The organism is Amycolatopsis sp. cmx-4-83, assembly GCF_046548815.1.
In the GTDB taxonomy this organism is placed as follows: Bacteria; Actinomycetota; Actinomycetes; order Mycobacteriales; family Pseudonocardiaceae; genus Amycolatopsis; species Amycolatopsis pretoriensis_A.
The window spans coordinates 947,789-963,955 of record NZ_JAEBEF010000001.1; the positions used below are offsets into that span (position 1 = coordinate 947,789).

At 70.9% G+C, this 16,167-nt stretch carries 15 protein-coding genes; 12 read left to right on the plus strand and 3 right to left on the minus strand.

Features of this window, described 5'->3' with window-relative positions; all coding sequences use genetic code 11:
• Positions 1 to 27: 27 nt before the first annotated feature.
• The 12 genes from ACLJQM_RS04860 (at position 28) to ACLJQM_RS04915 (ending at position 15,053) form a co-directional block, all read left to right on the plus strand.
• Positions 28 to 174: a hypothetical protein gene (locus ACLJQM_RS04860; RefSeq protein ID WP_410630261.1), complete on the plus strand. Its 147-nt coding sequence runs from the start codon at positions 28 to 30 to the stop codon at positions 172 to 174.
• Positions 175 to 629: 455 nt separating this feature from the next.
• A complete protein-coding gene (locus ACLJQM_RS04865) occupies positions 630 to 2,366 on the plus strand; it encodes a DUF2207 family protein (protein WP_410630290.1) in 1,737 nt (578 codons plus the stop codon).
• Between the two features lie 2 nt (positions 2,367 to 2,368).
• Positions 2,369 to 3,979 carry a DUF2207 family protein gene (locus tag ACLJQM_RS04870; protein WP_410630262.1) on the plus strand — a complete coding sequence of 537 codons (1,611 nt, stop codon included), beginning with the start codon at positions 2,369 to 2,371 and terminating at the stop codon, positions 3,977 to 3,979.
• A 9-nt stretch (positions 3,980 to 3,988) separates the two neighbouring features.
• The gene (locus ACLJQM_RS04875) at positions 3,989 to 5,281 is read left to right on the plus strand and encodes a M16 family metallopeptidase (protein ID WP_410630263.1); all 1,293 of its coding nucleotides are present in this window, start codon (positions 3,989 to 3,991) and stop codon (positions 5,279 to 5,281) included.
• Positions 5,278 to 6,657, plus strand: a complete 1,380-nt coding sequence (locus tag ACLJQM_RS04880) for a M16 family metallopeptidase (protein WP_247014460.1) — start codon at positions 5,278 to 5,280, stop codon at positions 6,655 to 6,657. Before ACLJQM_RS04875 ends, ACLJQM_RS04880 begins: the two co-directional genes overlap by 4 nt.
• Complete coding sequence (nudC, locus tag ACLJQM_RS04885) at positions 6,657 to 7,676, plus strand: NAD(+) diphosphatase (protein WP_410630264.1); 1,020 nt, start codon at positions 6,657 to 6,659, stop codon at positions 7,674 to 7,676. The genes ACLJQM_RS04880 and nudC overlap by 1 nt, the downstream gene beginning before the upstream one ends.
• 667 nt (positions 7,677 to 8,343) lie before the next feature.
• Entirely contained in the window at positions 8,344 to 9,564 is a 1,221-nt protein-coding gene (locus ACLJQM_RS04890; protein WP_410630265.1) for an ROK family transcriptional regulator, read from the plus strand.
• Positions 9,565 to 9,588: 24 nt separating this feature from the next.
• Complete coding sequence (locus tag ACLJQM_RS04895; protein ID WP_247014456.1) at positions 9,589 to 10,947, plus strand: extracellular solute-binding protein; 1,359 nt, start codon at positions 9,589 to 9,591, stop codon at positions 10,945 to 10,947.
• Positions 10,944 to 11,939 (plus strand): carbohydrate ABC transporter permease, encoded by a 996-nt coding sequence (locus ACLJQM_RS04900; RefSeq protein ID WP_247014455.1) that lies wholly within the window; start codon positions 10,944 to 10,946, stop codon positions 11,937 to 11,939. Before ACLJQM_RS04895 ends, ACLJQM_RS04900 begins: the two co-directional genes overlap by 4 nt.
• The gene (locus ACLJQM_RS04905; RefSeq protein ID WP_247014454.1) at positions 11,936 to 12,826 is read left to right on the plus strand and encodes a carbohydrate ABC transporter permease; all 891 of its coding nucleotides are present in this window, start codon (positions 11,936 to 11,938) and stop codon (positions 12,824 to 12,826) included. Before ACLJQM_RS04900 ends, ACLJQM_RS04905 begins: the two co-directional genes overlap by 4 nt.
• A complete protein-coding gene (locus ACLJQM_RS04910) occupies positions 12,823 to 14,088 on the plus strand; it encodes a 6-phospho-beta-glucosidase (RefSeq protein ID WP_410630266.1) in 1,266 nt (421 codons plus the stop codon). Before ACLJQM_RS04905 ends, ACLJQM_RS04910 begins: the two co-directional genes overlap by 4 nt.
• Positions 14,085 to 15,053 carry an N-acetylglucosamine kinase gene (locus ACLJQM_RS04915; protein ID WP_360772192.1) on the plus strand — a complete coding sequence of 323 codons (969 nt, stop codon included), beginning with the start codon at positions 14,085 to 14,087 and terminating at the stop codon, positions 15,051 to 15,053. Before ACLJQM_RS04910 ends, ACLJQM_RS04915 begins: the two co-directional genes overlap by 4 nt.
• A gap of 55 nt (positions 15,054 to 15,108) precedes the next feature.
• On the opposite strand, the gene ACLJQM_RS04920 is transcribed toward ACLJQM_RS04915, so the two are convergent.
• The 3 genes from ACLJQM_RS04920 to ACLJQM_RS04930 form a co-directional block, all read right to left on the minus strand.
• Positions 15,109 to 15,615 (minus strand): SRPBCC domain-containing protein, encoded by a 507-nt coding sequence (locus ACLJQM_RS04920; RefSeq protein ID WP_247014451.1) that lies wholly within the window; start codon positions 15,613 to 15,615, stop codon positions 15,109 to 15,111.
• Positions 15,612 to 15,932, minus strand: a complete 321-nt coding sequence (locus ACLJQM_RS04925; RefSeq protein ID WP_086671947.1) for an ArsR/SmtB family transcription factor — start codon at positions 15,930 to 15,932, stop codon at positions 15,612 to 15,614. Before ACLJQM_RS04925 ends, ACLJQM_RS04920 begins: the two co-directional genes overlap by 4 nt.
• Positions 15,933 to 16,035: 103 nt before the next feature.
• On the minus strand, positions 16,036 to 16,167 hold a 132-nt coding region (locus tag ACLJQM_RS04930; protein WP_410630291.1), incomplete at its 5' end, for an integrase core domain-containing protein.

Genomic DNA, 16,167 nt, shown 5'->3' on the forward strand with positions numbered 1-16,167 from the left:
GCCAGGGTTGTTGCCGGGATGCTGCGGATGACCTGGCGCGTCGGCTGTTTGCTGCCCGGGTACGCCGGGGCCCTGCCCAGCCGAGCCGGGATCCTGCGGGCCCTGCCCAGCCGAGCCGGGGCCCTGCGGGTCCTGCCCAGCCGAGCCGGGGTTCTGCGGGCCCTGTCCGGCTGAGCCGGGGCCCTGCCCAGGTGCGCCGGAGTTGCCGGGATGCTGTGGCGGGTGCTCGGGTCCGGCTGAGCCGGGGCGCTGCCCGGGCGCGCCGGGGTGGTTGCCGGGATGCTGTGGCGGGTGCCCAGGTCCGCCGGGGCCCTGCCCACGTGCGCCGGGGTGGTTGCCGGGGTGCGGCGGCTGCCCAGGCGCGCCACCAGACCCAGGCGCGCCACCAGACCCAGGCGCCCCACCCGCTCCCGGCCTCCCCGGCGGCAACGGCCTCGCAGCCGGTGGCGGCAACGGCCGGGCCCCCGGTGGCGGGCGGCGCGGGTCGAACGGACCAGGACCCTGCGGGCCGTGCGTCATCGAGTGGAACCCCCCAAGACTTTTCCCCGTCGGAAGCGGCGTACCTGCGGTGATCTCGCCGTTCCGGGCGTCAGCATAGATCGAGTGCTCTAGGGTGTGGTGCTGTGTCGATGAAATGGGGGGCCACGGCCGCGATCGTCGTCGTGGCCTGGGTACTCGGCGCGGGGAGCGCGGTCGCGCAGAACGCCGGGCCCAGCCTGCCCAACCAGCCGAGTGACCTGGTGCCCAAACCTCAGCAGCTCAACGGCGAAAACGGCGAAAACGGCCAAGACCTCCAGCCACCGGACGGCCCGGTCGCCGACGTCGCCCTCAAGGTCCTGCGCGACGGCTCCCTTTCCGTCACCGAAAAGGTCACCGTCCCCGGCGGCAAGCAGCTCACCTCCCGCGTCCCGCTGCGCGTGCCCGCGAGCGACGACCAGGACCGCGTCTTCGCCGTCCGCGACGTCAAGGCCGAAGGCGCCGCGAGCAGCCAGCTCACCGGTGACCAGCTCGTGCTCACCTTCACCGGGGGCGCCGGCACCGTCACCTACCTCGTCGACGGCGCGATCGCCGACCAGGGTGGCCGTCAGCAGGCGCGGTGGCAGGTCGCGAGCGGCTTCGACACCCCGCTGACCAAGCTCACCGCGTCCTTCCTCGCGCCCTCGCCGGAATTGTCCCCGGTCGACTGCTTCGCCGGCCCCGTCGGCTCGAGCCAGCGCTGCACCCTCGCCGAGCTCGACCACACCGGCGTCGTGCGCCTCGAACAGAACGACGTCCGGCCCGGTGACCGCGTCGACCTGCTCGTCGGGCTGCCCGCCGGCACCGCGCCGGCCACCGCGAAGTTCGCCGACATCGGCCTGCTCGCCAACGCCTTCGCGCTGACCCCGCTGACCGGCGCCGTCTTCGCGGTCCTGCTCGTCCTCCTCGTCGCCGCCGGGATCTTCGTGTGGCGGCGCCGCAAGCAGGACGCCGGTGCGCTGCGCACCGCCACCGGCCCGGTCGAGGTCCTCCTCCGCGACGGCGACCGCGTCTTCTTCGCCAGCCCGGACGGCGTGCTGCCGGGCCAGGTCGGCACGGTCGTCGACGAGACCGTCGACGTCGTCGACATCAGCGCCACCGTGGTCGACCTCGCCGTCCGCAACTACCTCTGGCTGGCCGAAATCCCCGGCCCCCAAGGGCAAGACTGGCAGATCTCCCGCCGCAACCCGCCGGACGAGCACCTCCACGACTTCGAGCGCGCCGTCTACGAAACCCTGCTGCCCGAGGGCACCGACACCGTCCTGGTGTCGCAGCTGCGCGCCCGCGGCGGGCTCGACCTGCGCCGGATCAGCGACGCGATGTACGCCGACGTCGTCACCAAGCGCTGGTTCTCCCGCCGTCCCGGCAGCGCGCGCGGACGGCTGACCTGGCTCGGGGCCGGGATCTTCGCGCTCGGTCTCGCCGCCACCGCGGTCCTCACCTTCACCGTCGGGGACGCGCTGCTGGGCGTCGCCGTCGCGCTGGCCGGGCTCGGCGTCGTCGCGGCGGCCGCGCTGCTGCCGACCCGCACCGCGCGCGGCCGGGCGCTGGCCGGTCAGGTCCGCGGGCTGCTCGACTACCTGCACACCGCCAAGGCCGAGGACATCCCGCCCGCCGACCGCGAGCTGGTGTTCTCCCGGTCGCTGCCCTACGCCGTGGTGCTCGGCGACACCGAACGCTGGCTCGGCGCGTTCGCCGGACTGAACCCGGCGGCGGACGGTTCGGCCGGGCTGTACTGGTACGGCGGCATGGAGGCCGACCCCGACCTGCGGCGGTTCGGCGCGCACTTCCCGTCGTTCCTGACCGCGCTCGACGGGCTGCTCACCGCGTCCGGCCGCACCGCTCGCTGACCGTGCTCGCCGCGGCCGCGCTCGCGCTCTTCCTCACCGCGGCGCCGGTCGGCCAGCCACCGCTGCCCACCCTGCCGCAGAGCGCCGAGATCCAGCTCAAGCTCGAGCGCGACGGCTCGTTGTCGGTCGCCGAAGCGATCTCCGTGCCCACCGGCGTCACGATGGACCGCCGGGTCGCGCTGCGCGTCGCCGCGCCCCACCACCGCGACCGGCTCTACCGGGTCCGCGACGTCGTCCTCGAAGGCAGCGGGACGGCGAGCGTCGACCAGGACGCCTTCACCGTCCACCTCACCGCCGGCACCTCGATCGTCCGGTACACAGTGGACGGTGCGGTGGCCGGCGACCGGGTCACCTGGGAGCTGGCCGGCGGCTGGAGCACCGAGCTGAAGTTCCTCCGCGCCTCCTTCGCCGCGCCGAAGATCCCGACCGCCGTGGACTGCCTCGCCGGGCCGCCGGACTCCGACTTCTCGTGCGGTGCCGCGCAGATCGACCACGCCGGGCTGACCCGGTTCAGCCAGCAGAACCTGGCCGCGGGCGCGCGGATGACGGCGACCGTCGAGCTGCCCGCGGGCACCGTGCCGGCCAACGCCGTCGTGGTCCCGGCCAAGACGATCGCGGGCGCGTTCGTGCTCACCGCCCCGGTCGGCTGGGCCTGGGCCGGCTTCGCCGCGCTCCTGCTGCTGGCCGCCACCCTGGTCTGGGGCGCCCGGCGGCACTTTCACGTGAAAGTGCGGCCCCCAGGTGGGCACTTTCACGTGAAAGTGACGGCGGGGGGCGAGTTCGAGTCGCCGGAAGGTGTGCTGCCGGGCCACGCCGGCCTCCTGCTGCACGGGCGCACCGGGCCCGCCGACGTCGCCGCGACCGTGCTCGACCTCGCCGTCCGCAACTACCTGTGGGTGAGCGCCGAGGACGGCGACTGGCGGCTGACCCGCCGCAACCCGCCCGACGAGCACCTGACCGCCTTCGAACGTGCCGTCTTCGAAGCCGCCGAGGCCGCGGGGACCGTCGCCGAACTGCGCCGGCGTCACCTCGACGTCGACCGCGAACTGCTCGCCGACCTCGTCCGCCGCGGCTGGTTCGCCCCGAACCCCCGGCGCCTCGGCCGGGCGGGGAGCCGGATCGTGGTCTACGGCGTGTTCCTCACCGTGCTGCTGGCGCTGACCGTCGGCTACGCCCAGCTCGGCGTCATCCTCGCCCTGGCCGGGGCCGCCGCCGTCGTGACGTCGGCGGCGCTGCCCGCACGCCGGCGGGCGGGCACCGACGTGGCCCGGCGCCTGCGCGGCGTCGCCGAAGCGCTGGCGTCGGCCAAGCCGAAGGACCTCACGAAGCCCCAGCGCGAAGTCGTCTTCTCGCGCGGCCTCCCGTACGCGTCAGCTCTGGGCGAACTGGCGCCGTGGGTGGCCGCCTTCGAGGCGCTCCCGCACCCGCCGCCGGTGTACTGGCACGCCGGCGACGTCGCCCCTGACCAGGCCGGATCCTTCGCGGCGGCGCTCGCGGGCGCGTTCGCCGGTGCCCGCCGCGCCCACCTCCGCACCCTCGTGAGTGGGAAACAGGGGCAGGACACTGTTTCCCACTCACGAGGCCGGACGCCGCAATCCGCTCCGCCGTCGTAGGGTGGGGCCATGGCCGATCCCGAGCTCGTCCGATACACCCTCGACAACGGTCTGCGGGTGGTTCTCGCCCCCGACGCGACCGCGCCGGTGGTCGGCGTCAGCGTGCACTACGACGTGGGTTTCCGCTCCGAGCCGGAGGGGCGCACCGGTTTCGCGCACCTCTTCGAGCACCTGATGTTCCAGGGCTCCGAAAGCCTCGAGAAGCTCGCGCACTTCCGCCACGTCCAGTCCAGCGGTGGCACGTTCAACGGGTCGACCCACCCGGACTACACCGACTACTTCGAGGTCCTGCCCAGCGCCGCGCTCGAGCGCGCGCTGTTCCTCGAAGCCGACCGGATGCGCGCGCCGAAGCTGACGGCGGAGAACCTGGCGAACCAGATCGACGTCGTCAAGGAAGAGATCCGGCTGAACGTGCTGAACCGGCCCTACGGCGGGTTCCCTTGGATCACCCTCCCGCCGGTCCTGTACTCGACGTTCCCCAACGCGCACAACGGTTACGGCGGCTTCGAGGACCTCGAGAGCGCCACGGTCGAGGACTGCGCCGCGTTCTTCGACACCTACTACTCGCCGGCGAACGCCGTGCTCACGGTGGCCGGCGACTTCGAGGTCGGCGCGGCCAAGGAACTGATCGGGAAGCACTTCGGCGACGTCCCGCACCGGCCCGCGCCGGAGCGCCCGTCGTTCGCCGAGCCGCTGCCGACCAGCGAGCTGCAGGGCGAGACGATCGACCCGCACGCCCCGCTGCCCGCGCTCGCCGTCGGCTACCGGATGCCGGACCCGATCAACGACGTCGACAGCTACCTGGCCTACCTCGTGCTGGCCGGCGTGCTCACCGACGGCGACGGCTCCCGCCTCCAGCAGCGGCTGGTGCACCGCGAGCCCCTCGTCGTCGACATCGGCGCGGGCGCCGGGCTGTTCGGCCCGTTCGAGGCCCGCGACCCCGACACGTTCACCATCACCCTCATCCACCCGCACGAGGTGCCCCGCGAGCGCGTGCTCGCCGCGCTGGACGACGAGCTCGAGAAACTCGCCGAAACGCCACCGGACGAGCAGGAACTGCGCAAGGTGACGGCCCGCTGGACGGCGAGCCTGCACTCGGAGCACGACCGCCTGGTGTCCCGGACCCTGGCGCTCGGCTCGTTCGAGCTGCTCTACGGCGACGCGTCGCTGGTGTACAAGCTGGCGGACCGGATGTCGGCCGTCACCGCGGAAGCCGTTTCGGCGGCGGCGAAGGCGCTGCGCCCGGACGCGCGCGCCGTGCTGGTGGTCAAGCCCGCTTCGGAAGGGAACAACGAGCAGTGACTTCGGCAACGCACCGCAGCGCGGAGGAGATCGGCCGCACCGCGCAGGGTCCCCGCCCGCTGCCCCCGCTCGGCGCGCAGCGCGCCGCCGCTGATCTGTCCCATGTGGACACCGAGCTGAGCAACGGCCTGCGCGTGGTGGCCGTGCGCAAGGCGACCGTGCCGATGGTCGAGGCGCGGTTGTGGATCCCGTTCGCGGGCGACGACGCGCTGCACCCGGCGACCGCCGAGGTGCTCGCGGAGACGATCCTCACCGGCACCGCCCGGCGCAACCGCATCGAGATCGACGCCGAACTGGCGCTGATCGGCGGCGACATCGGCGCCGGCGTCGACCCGGAACGCCTGGTGCTGACCGGATCCGCGCTCGCCGACAAGTTCCCGACGTTCCTCGACGTGCTCGGCGACGTCCTCACCGGAGCGACGTACGCCGACGACGAGATCGCCCGCGAGAAGGAGCGGCTCGTCGAGCGGATCGCCGTCTCGCGGACGCAGCCGCGCACGATCGCGCGGGAAGCGCTGCAGAAGCACCGCTACGGCGACCACCCGGCCACCCGCGAGGTCCCCAAGGCCGAAGACGTCGCGGTGGTGACGCCGGAGCAGGTCCGCGCGCTGCACCAGGCGTCCGTGCTGCCGCGCGGTGCGGTGCTGGTGCTGGTCGGCGACCTCGACCCGGCCACGGTGATCGGTGACCTGGAGAAGGTGCTCGGCGGCTGGGCGTCCGACCGCGCCGCCGTGCGGCTCCCGGCGCTGCCGGACCTGACCGGGCCGAACGTGCTGCTGGTGCCGCGCGCCGGCGCCGTCCAGTCGCAGATCCGGCTTTCGGCGCAGACGGTCCCGCGCACCGACCCGGGTTACGCGGCGCTGCAGCTGGCGAACCTGGCCTACGGCGGGTACTTCTCGTCGCGGCTGGTGGAGAACATCCGCGAGAACAAGGGGTACACCTACTCCGCGCACTCGGGCTTCGAGTTCACCGACGGCACCGCGGTGGTCAACGTCGACGCGGACACCGCGACCGACGCGACCGCCCCGGCGCTGCTGGAGACCCGCTACGAGCTGGGCCGCCTCGGCCAGGTCCCGCCGGCCGGCGACGAGCTGGAATCGGTGCGGCAGTACGCGATCGGCTCGCTGCTGACGTCGACGTCGTCGCAGTCCGGGCTGGCCGGGCAGGTGCTCGCGCTGGCTTCGACCGGGCTGGGACTGGAGTGGCTGAACGAGCACCCGGCGCGGGTGGCCGCGGTGACCGCCGAGGAGGTGGCCGAAGCGGCGCTGAAGTTCTTCGCCCCCAAGCGGTTCACCGGCGTGGTGGTCGGCGACGCGGCGGTGCTGGAGAGCAAGCTCCTCGCGCTCGGCGACGTCGTGGTGGGCGAGCCCGCCTGATGTCCGTTCCGTTCGCACTGGGGGATCTGCCCACCCTCTCCAGGTCCACTGTGGACCGGCAGGAAGGCTTGCGCACCAACCCTTCGCGCTTGCTGTCGCGCTGGCCCGACGCCCGGGTCGTCCTGCTGGACGACGCCGGGCGCACGCCGGTCGTCGAAGGCGCGTCGACGCTGTCGTTCCGCAAGGCGGTCGACTTCGGCTCGTCACCACCGGCGGACGCGGTGTTCCTCGGCGAGTGGCAGGACGTCGACTACTGGTCGCTCCCGGGCGGCCCGTCCGGCGAAGCCGACACGGTGAAGATGGCGGGCAGCTGGGGCTTCGTCGAGGAGGTCCCGCGCGCCGACGGCGAGATCTGGGTCGAGCTGCGCGGTTACGGCGACCTGCTGGACGACACGTCGGCGGGCCTGTTCACGACGGCCCAGGCGCTGCGCTTCTGGCGCCGTCAAGCCAAGTTCTGCACCCGCTGCGGCCACCCGACGGAGCTGATCCAGTTCGGCTGGGCGAGCAAGTGCACCAACGACGGCCGCGAGGAGTACCCGCGCACGGACCCGGCGGTGATCTGCCTGGTCCATTCGCTGGAGGGCACGAACGGCTCGCACGTGCTGCTGGCCCGCCAGCCGATCTGGCCGGCCGGCCGCTATTCGGTGCTGGCCGGTTTCGTGGAGGCGGGGGAGTCCCTGGAAGCCTGCGTGGTCCGGGAGATCAGCGAAGAGGTCGGGGCAACGGTCTCGGACGTGCGGTACCTCGGCAGCCAGCCGTGGCCGTTCCCGCGTTCGATCATGCTGGGCTTCACGGCCCGGGCCGATCGGTCGTTGCCGCTGGTCCCGGCGGACGGCGAGATCGAAGAGGCGCTGTGGGTGTCCCGCGAGGAGGTGCGCGCGGCGTTCGAGAACAGCCAGTTGCGAAACGAGGGCGCCCGCCCGACCCCGATCGCCGGCGGCGCGGCGGAGATCATCCTGCCGGGCAACTCGTCGATCGCCCGCGTGATGCTCAAGGCCTGGGCGGACGCGGAGGAGTGAGTGCGGGGGTGTGCCTGGCCGGTACACCCCCGTTTTTCACCCGATCGCTCGCGGCGACGGGGAACCCCTGTGGCTCAAGTGGCACCAGGGATTTCCGAGGCCGAACCGCCATCGTCGACAAATTTGCCGCGGCTCGACCTGACGGAGTGGCCGGCCCGTGATGCCGCCGGTGCGGCGCACGTCGAGGCTCCGGCGCAACGGATCGGCACCGAGGTCTAGCCGGCGGGCACGTCCGAGAATCGATCTCCCGCCCTCGGGCGGGTCACCGAAGCCGAGAGTGGGATCGAAGGGCCGCGGCCCGGCGGTGCCCCCGGATCGTCATCGCCGGTCGAGCCGGGCTCGCCCGTGGATCATCGCGGTGTCCAGCTGCCCGGCGCCGGCCAAGCAGGCGCCGGGCAGCAGTTCGACCTGCGGCCACCCGGCAACATCCCGGCAGCTCGCGAGACGCCTGCGTAACCGCCCCGCGACGCAACGCGACCACGAAAACGGCCCCGGCTACCCGCCGGGGCCGTTTTCGTTGCGCCCCGTGCACACCTCCGCCAGGTGGCCTACCGGCCCGCCCAAGCGTTACCCGCCCGTTTCAAGAGACCGTTGACGGCTGTGCTCGGGCTCACTACAGTCCCCGGAAACCGTCTGTAAAGTATCCTAATTAAGTCGGGAGCGACGAGTGCGAGCCGGTAGCCCGCGGATGCTGCGCGAGATCAACGATCGCGCCGCCATCGAGGTCCTCCTTCGGGAAGGCCCGTTGACCCGCGCCGAACTCGAGCTCGCCATCGGACTCTCGAAGCCCGCCACCGCGCAGCTGCTCACCCGGCTGGAGCTGGACGACCTCGTCGTCAAGGCCGGCGTTCGGGGCGGTGGCCGCGGGCCGCGGGCCCAGCTCTGGGCGGCCAACGGGAGCCTCGCCTTCGTCGCCGCCGTCGATCTGACGCCGCACTTCGCGGACTTCGTCGTCGCCGATGTCGCCGGGGTCGTGCTCGCCGAGTACCGGGCTCCCTTGCCCGTGCACGAAGGGGCCGACGTCGTCGGGACCTTCGGGGAGGCACTGAGCCACGTCGCCGGGGAAGCCGGGATCACCCGGGACCGGCTGGCCCACGTCGTGATCGGCGCGCAGGGGGCGTTCGACCCGCGGACCGGCCTGCTGTCCTCCGCGCCGCACATCCCCGGCTGGCTCGGCTTCGACGTCCCGCAGAAGCTGTCCGACGAGCTCGGCGTCGACGTCACCATCGAGAACGACGTCAACCTCGTCGCCGTCGAGGAGATGAGCGCCGGGCAGGCGCAGGACGTCGACGACTTCGTCATGGTCTGGCTGTCCGAAGGCGTCGGCGGTGCCGTCGTGATCGGACGGCGGTTGCTGCGCGGCGCGACCGGCGGTGGCGGCGAGATCGACTGGATGCGCGTGCCCGATCCGGCCACTGTGGACACCGGCGACGTCTGGCCCGAGGCCGGCGCCCGGTTCGGCAACCTGGTCGACTCGCCCGCCATCTGCCGGCTCGCCGCCGCGCACGGGATCGAAGCCGGCACCGCATGGGAAGCCGTCGCGAAAACCGGACCGCGCCACCCGTTCCGCCACGACCTGGCGAAGCGGGTCGCCGGCGGCGTCGCCAACCTCGTCGCGGTGGCCGACCCGCAGCTCGTGCTCCTCTGCGGGGACACCAGCCGCGCGGGCGGCGAGGACTTCGCCGCGCTCGTCGAAGAAAAGCTCCACGAACTCGTCCTGCCGCGCACGCCCGTCGGCTGCGCTTCGGTGCAGGGCAACGCCGTCCGCGCGGGCGCGCTGCAGTCCGCGCTCGCCACCACCCGTGAGGACGTCTTCGGCGTCGTCACCCCCACGCTCCTCGGGTCGCGCAGGCCCGAGGGCGACATCACCCGTCCCCGACTCCAGTAGCCCCAACCGATGAGGAGGAGGGCCATGCCCCCTACCACCCGGACCCGTCGCGGCGCACTTCTTGCGGCCGCCGCCGCGGCGTCCGTCCTGCTGACCAGCGCCTGTTCCGGCGCCGCCGCCCCGAGCGGGGGTGACGCCGCGGCCGCGCCCGGCAAGGACGACAAGCTCACGATCACCGTGTACTCGAAGTTCACCGACCGCGAGTACGGCGTGGTGACGGCGGGGCTCAACAAGCTCAAGGCCAAGTTCCCGAACATCGAGATCAAGCACGAGGGCAACCAGGACGACGACAAGCTCACCCAGTCGATCCGCGGCGGCAACCCGCCCGACGTCGCGATTTCCTTCTACACCGACAACCTCGGTGCGTGGTGCTCCACCGGCAGCTTCCAGGACCTGAAGCCCTACATCGAGCGCGACAAGATCGACCTGAACCAGATCCCCGAAGCCGTCCGCAACTACACCGAGTACCAGGGCAAGCGGTGCGCGATGCCGATGCTCGCCGACGTCTACGGGATGTACTACAACACCGACATGTTCGCGTCGAAGGGCATCACCTCGCCGCCGAAGACGCTGTCGGAGTTGTTCGAGGACACCAAGAAGCTCACCGAGTTCAACCCGGACGGCTCGATCAAGGTCGCGGGTTTCCTGCCCTCGATGCCGTTCTACGCCAACCAGGCCCAGTACTGGGCGCAGTACTTCGGCGCCACCTTCCTCGGCCAGGACGGCAAGTCGGACCTCGCCACCAACCCCGGCTGGAAGGCGATGTTCGAGTTCCAGAAGCAGCTCATCGACTTCTACGGCGGCCACGACAAGGTCGAGAAGTTCAAGGCGGGCCTCGGCGACGAGTACTCCGCCGACCACGGCTTCCACAAGGGCAAGCTCGCCATGATCATGGACGGCGAGTTCCGCACCGCGTTCCTCAAGGACCAGGCGCCGGAGATCAAGTACCAGACGGCGCCGTTCCCGGTGCTGGACTCGATGGCCGACCGCTACGGCGGCGGGTTCACCACCGGCACGATCATCGCGATCCCCAAGGGCGCCAAGAACCCCGGCGCCGCGTGGGAGCTGATCAAGCAGGCCACACTGGACACCGACACCCTGGTGGACATGGCCAACGGCCTGAAGAACGTGCCCAGCACCAAGGCTTCGCTCACCTCGCCGAAGCTGGACCTGCAGCCGCAGTTCAAGACGTTCCTCGACATCTACGACAGCGGCAAGCTGGTGGCCAACCAGACCACCCCGATCGGTGACGCGCACCTCAAGGCCGTCAACGACTTCGCGGAGAAGTGGCAGGCCGGCTCGATCCCCGACCTGACCGCGGGCCTGGCGAAGGTCGACGCGCAGGTGAACGACGAGCTCAAGCAGAAGGGCGCGGGCGGATGACCTCCACCGCTCTTCCCGTCACCACCGAAGGTTCCCCGTCCGCACCTGCGAAGGTGCGGGCGGGGGCCCGCCGGGCCAAGCGCCGCCGGACCGTTTTCTTCTTCATGGCACCGGCGTTCCTCGGGTTCCTGATCTTCTTCGGCTACCCGCTGATCGCCACGGTCTACTACTCCTTCACCCGGTACGACCTGATCAACCCGCCGGTGTTCATCGGCTTCGACAACTACGTCCGGATGTTCACCACCGAGCCGCTGGTCGGCACGGCCGCGTACAACACGCTGTGGCTGGTGGTCATCCTGACGGTCTGCCGCGTGGTGTTCTCCCTCGGCGTCGCGTCGGTGATCTCGCGGCTCAAGTCGGGGGTCGGCCTGGTCCGCACGCTCTGCTACCTGCCGACGCTCGCCCCGCCCGCCGCGGCGACCCTGGCGTTCGTCTTCGTGTTCAACCCCGAATTCGGCCCGGTCAACCGGTTCCTGCGGCTCGTCGGCATCGACGGCGGACTGTGGTTCAACAGCCCGGAGATGTCGAAGCCCGCGCTGACGCTGCTCGCGCTGTGGGGCTCCGGCGAGCTGATGATCATCATCCTCGCCGCGCTGCTGGACGTCCCGACCGAGCAGTACGAGGCGGCGGAGCTCGACGGCGCCGGCCCGATCCGCCGGTTCTGGCACGTCACGCTGCCCTCGATCTCGCCGGTGCTGCTCTTCGGCGTGGTCAACTCGATCATCTACGCGCTGCAGTTCTTCACGCAGGCGATCGTCGCGGCTTCCGCGAGCGCGGGCACCGCGGACGTCGCCGGCAACTCGAAGCTCATCGGCGCACCGCAGAACTCGACGCTGACGTACCCGATCTGGCTGTACGTCCAGGGTTTCCGTTACTTCAACATGGGTTACGCGGCAGCGATGGCCGTGCTGCTGTTCATCGTCAGCGCCGGGTTCACCTGGATCCTGGTGCGGCAGCTGCGGAAGTCCCAGCACCAGGAGGAGGGCGCATGACCGCGTTGGCCGAAGCGCCGCAGCGCGATGCGGGCGTGCCGCCGAAGGTGCGGTTCAAGCGCAACTGGGACAAGCGGCTTTCCTACATCGCGACCCACGCGGTCGGGATCGCGCTCGGCGTGATCTTCATGCTGCCGCTGCTGTTCGTGTTCCTCACTTCGGTGATGAAGAGCGACCAGGCGATGACGGCGAGCCTGTGGCCGACCGAATGGCACTTCGAGAACTTCGTCGAGGTGTTCCGGAAGGCGCCGCTGCTGTCGTACTTCGGCAACAGCCTGCTGTACTCGGCCGTGGCGACGGCGGGCGCGCTGCTGTCGGCGATCCCGGCCGCCTACGGGCTTTCCAAGCTGCGGTGGCGCGGGCAGAACCTGTTCTTCATGCTGACGGTGGCCGCGATGCTGCTGCCGCCGCAGGTCACCATCGTGCCGCTGTACGACCTGTGGGTGCGGATGGGCCTCACCGGCACGCTGGTTCCGCTGATCGTGCCGTACTTCTTCTTCGACGCGTTCTCGATCTTCCTGCTCCGCCAGTTCTTCCTCACCATTCCGAAGGACTACATCGAAGCGGCGAAGATCGACGGCTGCAACGAGTTCCAGGCGATGTACCGGGTGCTGATCCCGATGGCGAAGCCCGGGATCGCGGCCACCGCGATGTTCTGCTTCCTGTTCACCTGGAACGACTACTTCGGGCCGCTGCTCTACACCGGGGAAAACCGCGACCACTGGCCGCTTTCGCTGGCGATCGCGTCCTTCCGCGGCATGCACCACGTCGAGTGGAACCTGACGATGGCCGCCACGGCCCTCATCATGGCGCCGGTCATCGTGCTGTTCATCTTCGCCCAGAAGTCGTTCGTCAAGGGCATCACATTCACGGGAGTCAAGGGATGAAGCTGGCAGTCGTCGGTGGCGGGTCCACCTACACGCCGGAACTGATCGACGGGATCGCCGGTCGCCGGTCCACTTTGGACGTTGACGAGATCGTGCTGGTCGACCCGGACGCCTACCGCGTCGACGCCGTCGGCGGGTTCAGCCAGCGCCTGCTCGACCACGCCGGCCACCCGGCGCGGGTGCGGACCACGCAGTCGCTGGAAGAGGGTGTCGACGGCGCGTCCGCGGTGCTGATCCAGCTGCGGGTCGGCGGGCAGCGGGCGCGGCGCTCGGACGAGACGTTCCCGCACGCCTGCGGCTGCGTCGGGCAGGAGACGACCGGCGCCGGCGGCCTCGCCAAGGCGCTGCGCACGGTCCCGGTGGTGCTCGACATCGCCGACTGCGTGCGCAAGATCGCCGGTGACGACACGTGGATCGTCAACTTCACGAACCCGGTCGGCATCGTCACGCGCGCCCTGCTCAACGAGGGCCACCGCGCGGTCGGGCTGTGCAACGTCGCGATCAACCTGCAGCGCCAGTTCGGGAAGCTGCTCGGCGTCGGTGCGGACGACGTCAAGCTCGTCCACACCGGACTCAACCACCTGAGCTGGGAGCGCGGCGCGCTCGTCGACGGCGTCGACCGGCTGCCCGAGCTGCTGGACCAGCACCTGGACTACCTGTCCAACGAGGTCAGCGTGCCGGAGAAGTGGTTGCGGCGCATGAACGTCGTGCCGTCGTACTACCTGAAGTACTTCTACGCGCACGACGAGCAGGTCACCAAGCAGCGCACCGAGCGGCCGCGCGCGGACGTCGTGTCCGACGTCGAGGAAGAGCTGCTGAAGATCTACCTCGACCCGGAGCAGAACACGAAGCCGGAGTCGCTGGAGAAGCGCGGCGGCGCGTACTACTCGGAGGCCGCGGTGCAGCTCGTGCACGCGCTGACCGCGGGGGCGCCGGCCGAGGAGCACGTGGTGAACGTCCGCAACGACGGGACTTTCCCGTTCCTGCCGGACGACGCCGTCATCGAAGCCAGGTCCACTGTGGACTCGAAGGGTGCGACGCCGATCGCGCAACCGCCGGTGGAGCAGCGCTTCGCCGGGCTCATCGCGGCGACGACGTCGTACGAGTACCTCGCGCTGGAGGCGGCGATCAAGGGCGGCCGCGACCGCGTGGCGGACGCGCTGCTGGCACACCCGCTGGTCGGGCAGTACACCAAGGCCGACCAGCTCGCCGACTCGCTGGTGCAGATCAACCGCGAATACCTGCCGTGGGCGCGCGGATGAAGCCTGCCATCATCGCTGTCGACGGCGGCAACAGCAAGACCGAGGTCCTCGTGATTTCGGAAGACGGCGTCGTGCTGGGCCAGTCGCGCGGGCCCGGCGCGTCACCGCAGAACGTCGGCGTCGCGGCCTGCGTCACGGCGCTGGAAACCCTGGTGCTGGAAGCCTTTCCGGACTTCGGGGAACGACCGGCCGCGGTCCACACCTCCGCGTACCTGGCCGGGCTGGACTTCCCGCGTGAGGAAGAAGCGCTGCACGCGGCGCTGTCCGCGCGCGGCTGGAGCGACACCCTGACCGTCGGCAACGACACCCTCGCGCTGCTGCGGGCGGGCAGCGCGGGGGTGGGCGTCGCCGTGGTGTGCGGCGCCGGGATCAACGGCGCCGGCGTCGGACCGGACGGCCGCGTCCACCGCTTTCCCGCGCTGGGCAAGATCTCCGGCGACTGGGGTGGCGGCTACCGGCTCGGCGAAGAAGCGCTGTGGTGGGCCGTGCGCGCCGAGGACGGCCGCGGCCCGCGGACCGCGCTGATGCCGGCGGTGGCGGCGTACTTCGGGAAGCCGACGCTGCTGGACGTCGTGCAGGGCCTGCACTTCGAGGAGATCGACGCGGCGTCGATCCACGGGCTGTGCCCCCTGCTGTTCGAGGTGGCGGCGGCCGGCGACGAGGTCGCGCAGGACGTCGTGACGCGGTTCGTGGAGGAGGTCAGCGTGTTCGCCGCGGTGATCCTCCGCGAGCTGGACCTGACCGGGGAAGCCCCGGAGATCGTCCTCGGCGGCGGCGTGCTGACCGGGATCGGCGCGCCGGTGATCGCGGAGATCGAGAAGCGGTGCCTGAAGGTGGCGCCGCGCGCGGTGGTCCGCGTCGTCGACGTGAACCCCGTGGTGGGGGCGGCCTTGTTCGGACTCGACACGCTGGGCGCGCCGGAGGCCGCGAAGACGGCCTTGAAGGCGGCGACCCAGCGCGTCTGAAGACCCTGGCGGGACCTGTCTCGAAGCGGCGCGAGACAGGTCCCGCCAGACCCCCTTACGGCACCAGGATTTCGCCGGTCTCCAGCAGGGACTTGAGGTCCGAGAGGATCCAGTCCCAGCCACCACCGGCGTTCTCGCCCGGCCCGGCGTTGACGTCTTCGTGCACCCCGGCGACCATGTCGGCAGTGAGCGGCGCGCCGGTGACGTCGTGGGTGACGGTCAGTCTGGTGCCGGCCGTCTTCGTCGCCTCGATGTCGTAGGTGAGCGTCGTGTACGGCTCGGCGCCCATCCCTTCGGGACCCATCAGCAATTTCCAGGTGATGACGAGCTTGCGCGGCGGGTCGACTTCCAGGACCTCGCCGTCGACGAGGTCACCGGTGAACCCGGCGTCGATGAACGCCTGCGTCGGGCGGGTCCGGTGCTTGCCGCCGACCTTGAGGTCGAAGTCGGCGAGGCCGGTGTAGCCGTACTTCTGCGTCCACTCGGGCTTCGTGATGGCTTCCCAGATGCGCTCCGGGGTGGCCTTGATGTAGACGCGGTGGACCTGCACGGTGGTCGTCATGGTTCTTCGCCTTCCAGTTCGTTCTTGAGGTCGAGCAGCGCGGTGACGTGGCGCTCGGTGTACTTGTCGATCCACCGGTCGTGGATCTGCCGGATCGGCACGGGGTTCAGGAAGTGCCGCTTCTCGCGGCCGTCCTTGCGCGTGACGACGAGCCCGGCCTCTTCCAGCAGCTTCAGGTGCTTCATGACGCCGAAGCGGGTCATCTCGACCTGGGTCTCCAGCTCGGTGAGCGTGCGGCCGTCACGCTCGAAGAGCAGGTCGAGCAGGAACCGGCGGGTCGGATCCGCCAGCGCCTTGAACACCAGGTCGTCTTGCACGTCCTCAAGATAGGTGACCAAAAGGTCACATGTCAACGCCGCACTTTCACGTGAAAGTGATCCGAAGGAAGCCTCCGGATCACTTTCACGTGAAAGTGCGGCTCTAGATGTGATGTCCGGGGAGGTTGGTCAGCCGGGTGACCGGCGGCTTGCCGCCGGTTGAGCTGTGGGGTCGATGATGATTGTAGAAGTGCATCCAGCCCGGTAACGCCGCCCGGCGCAGGGCATCGGACGG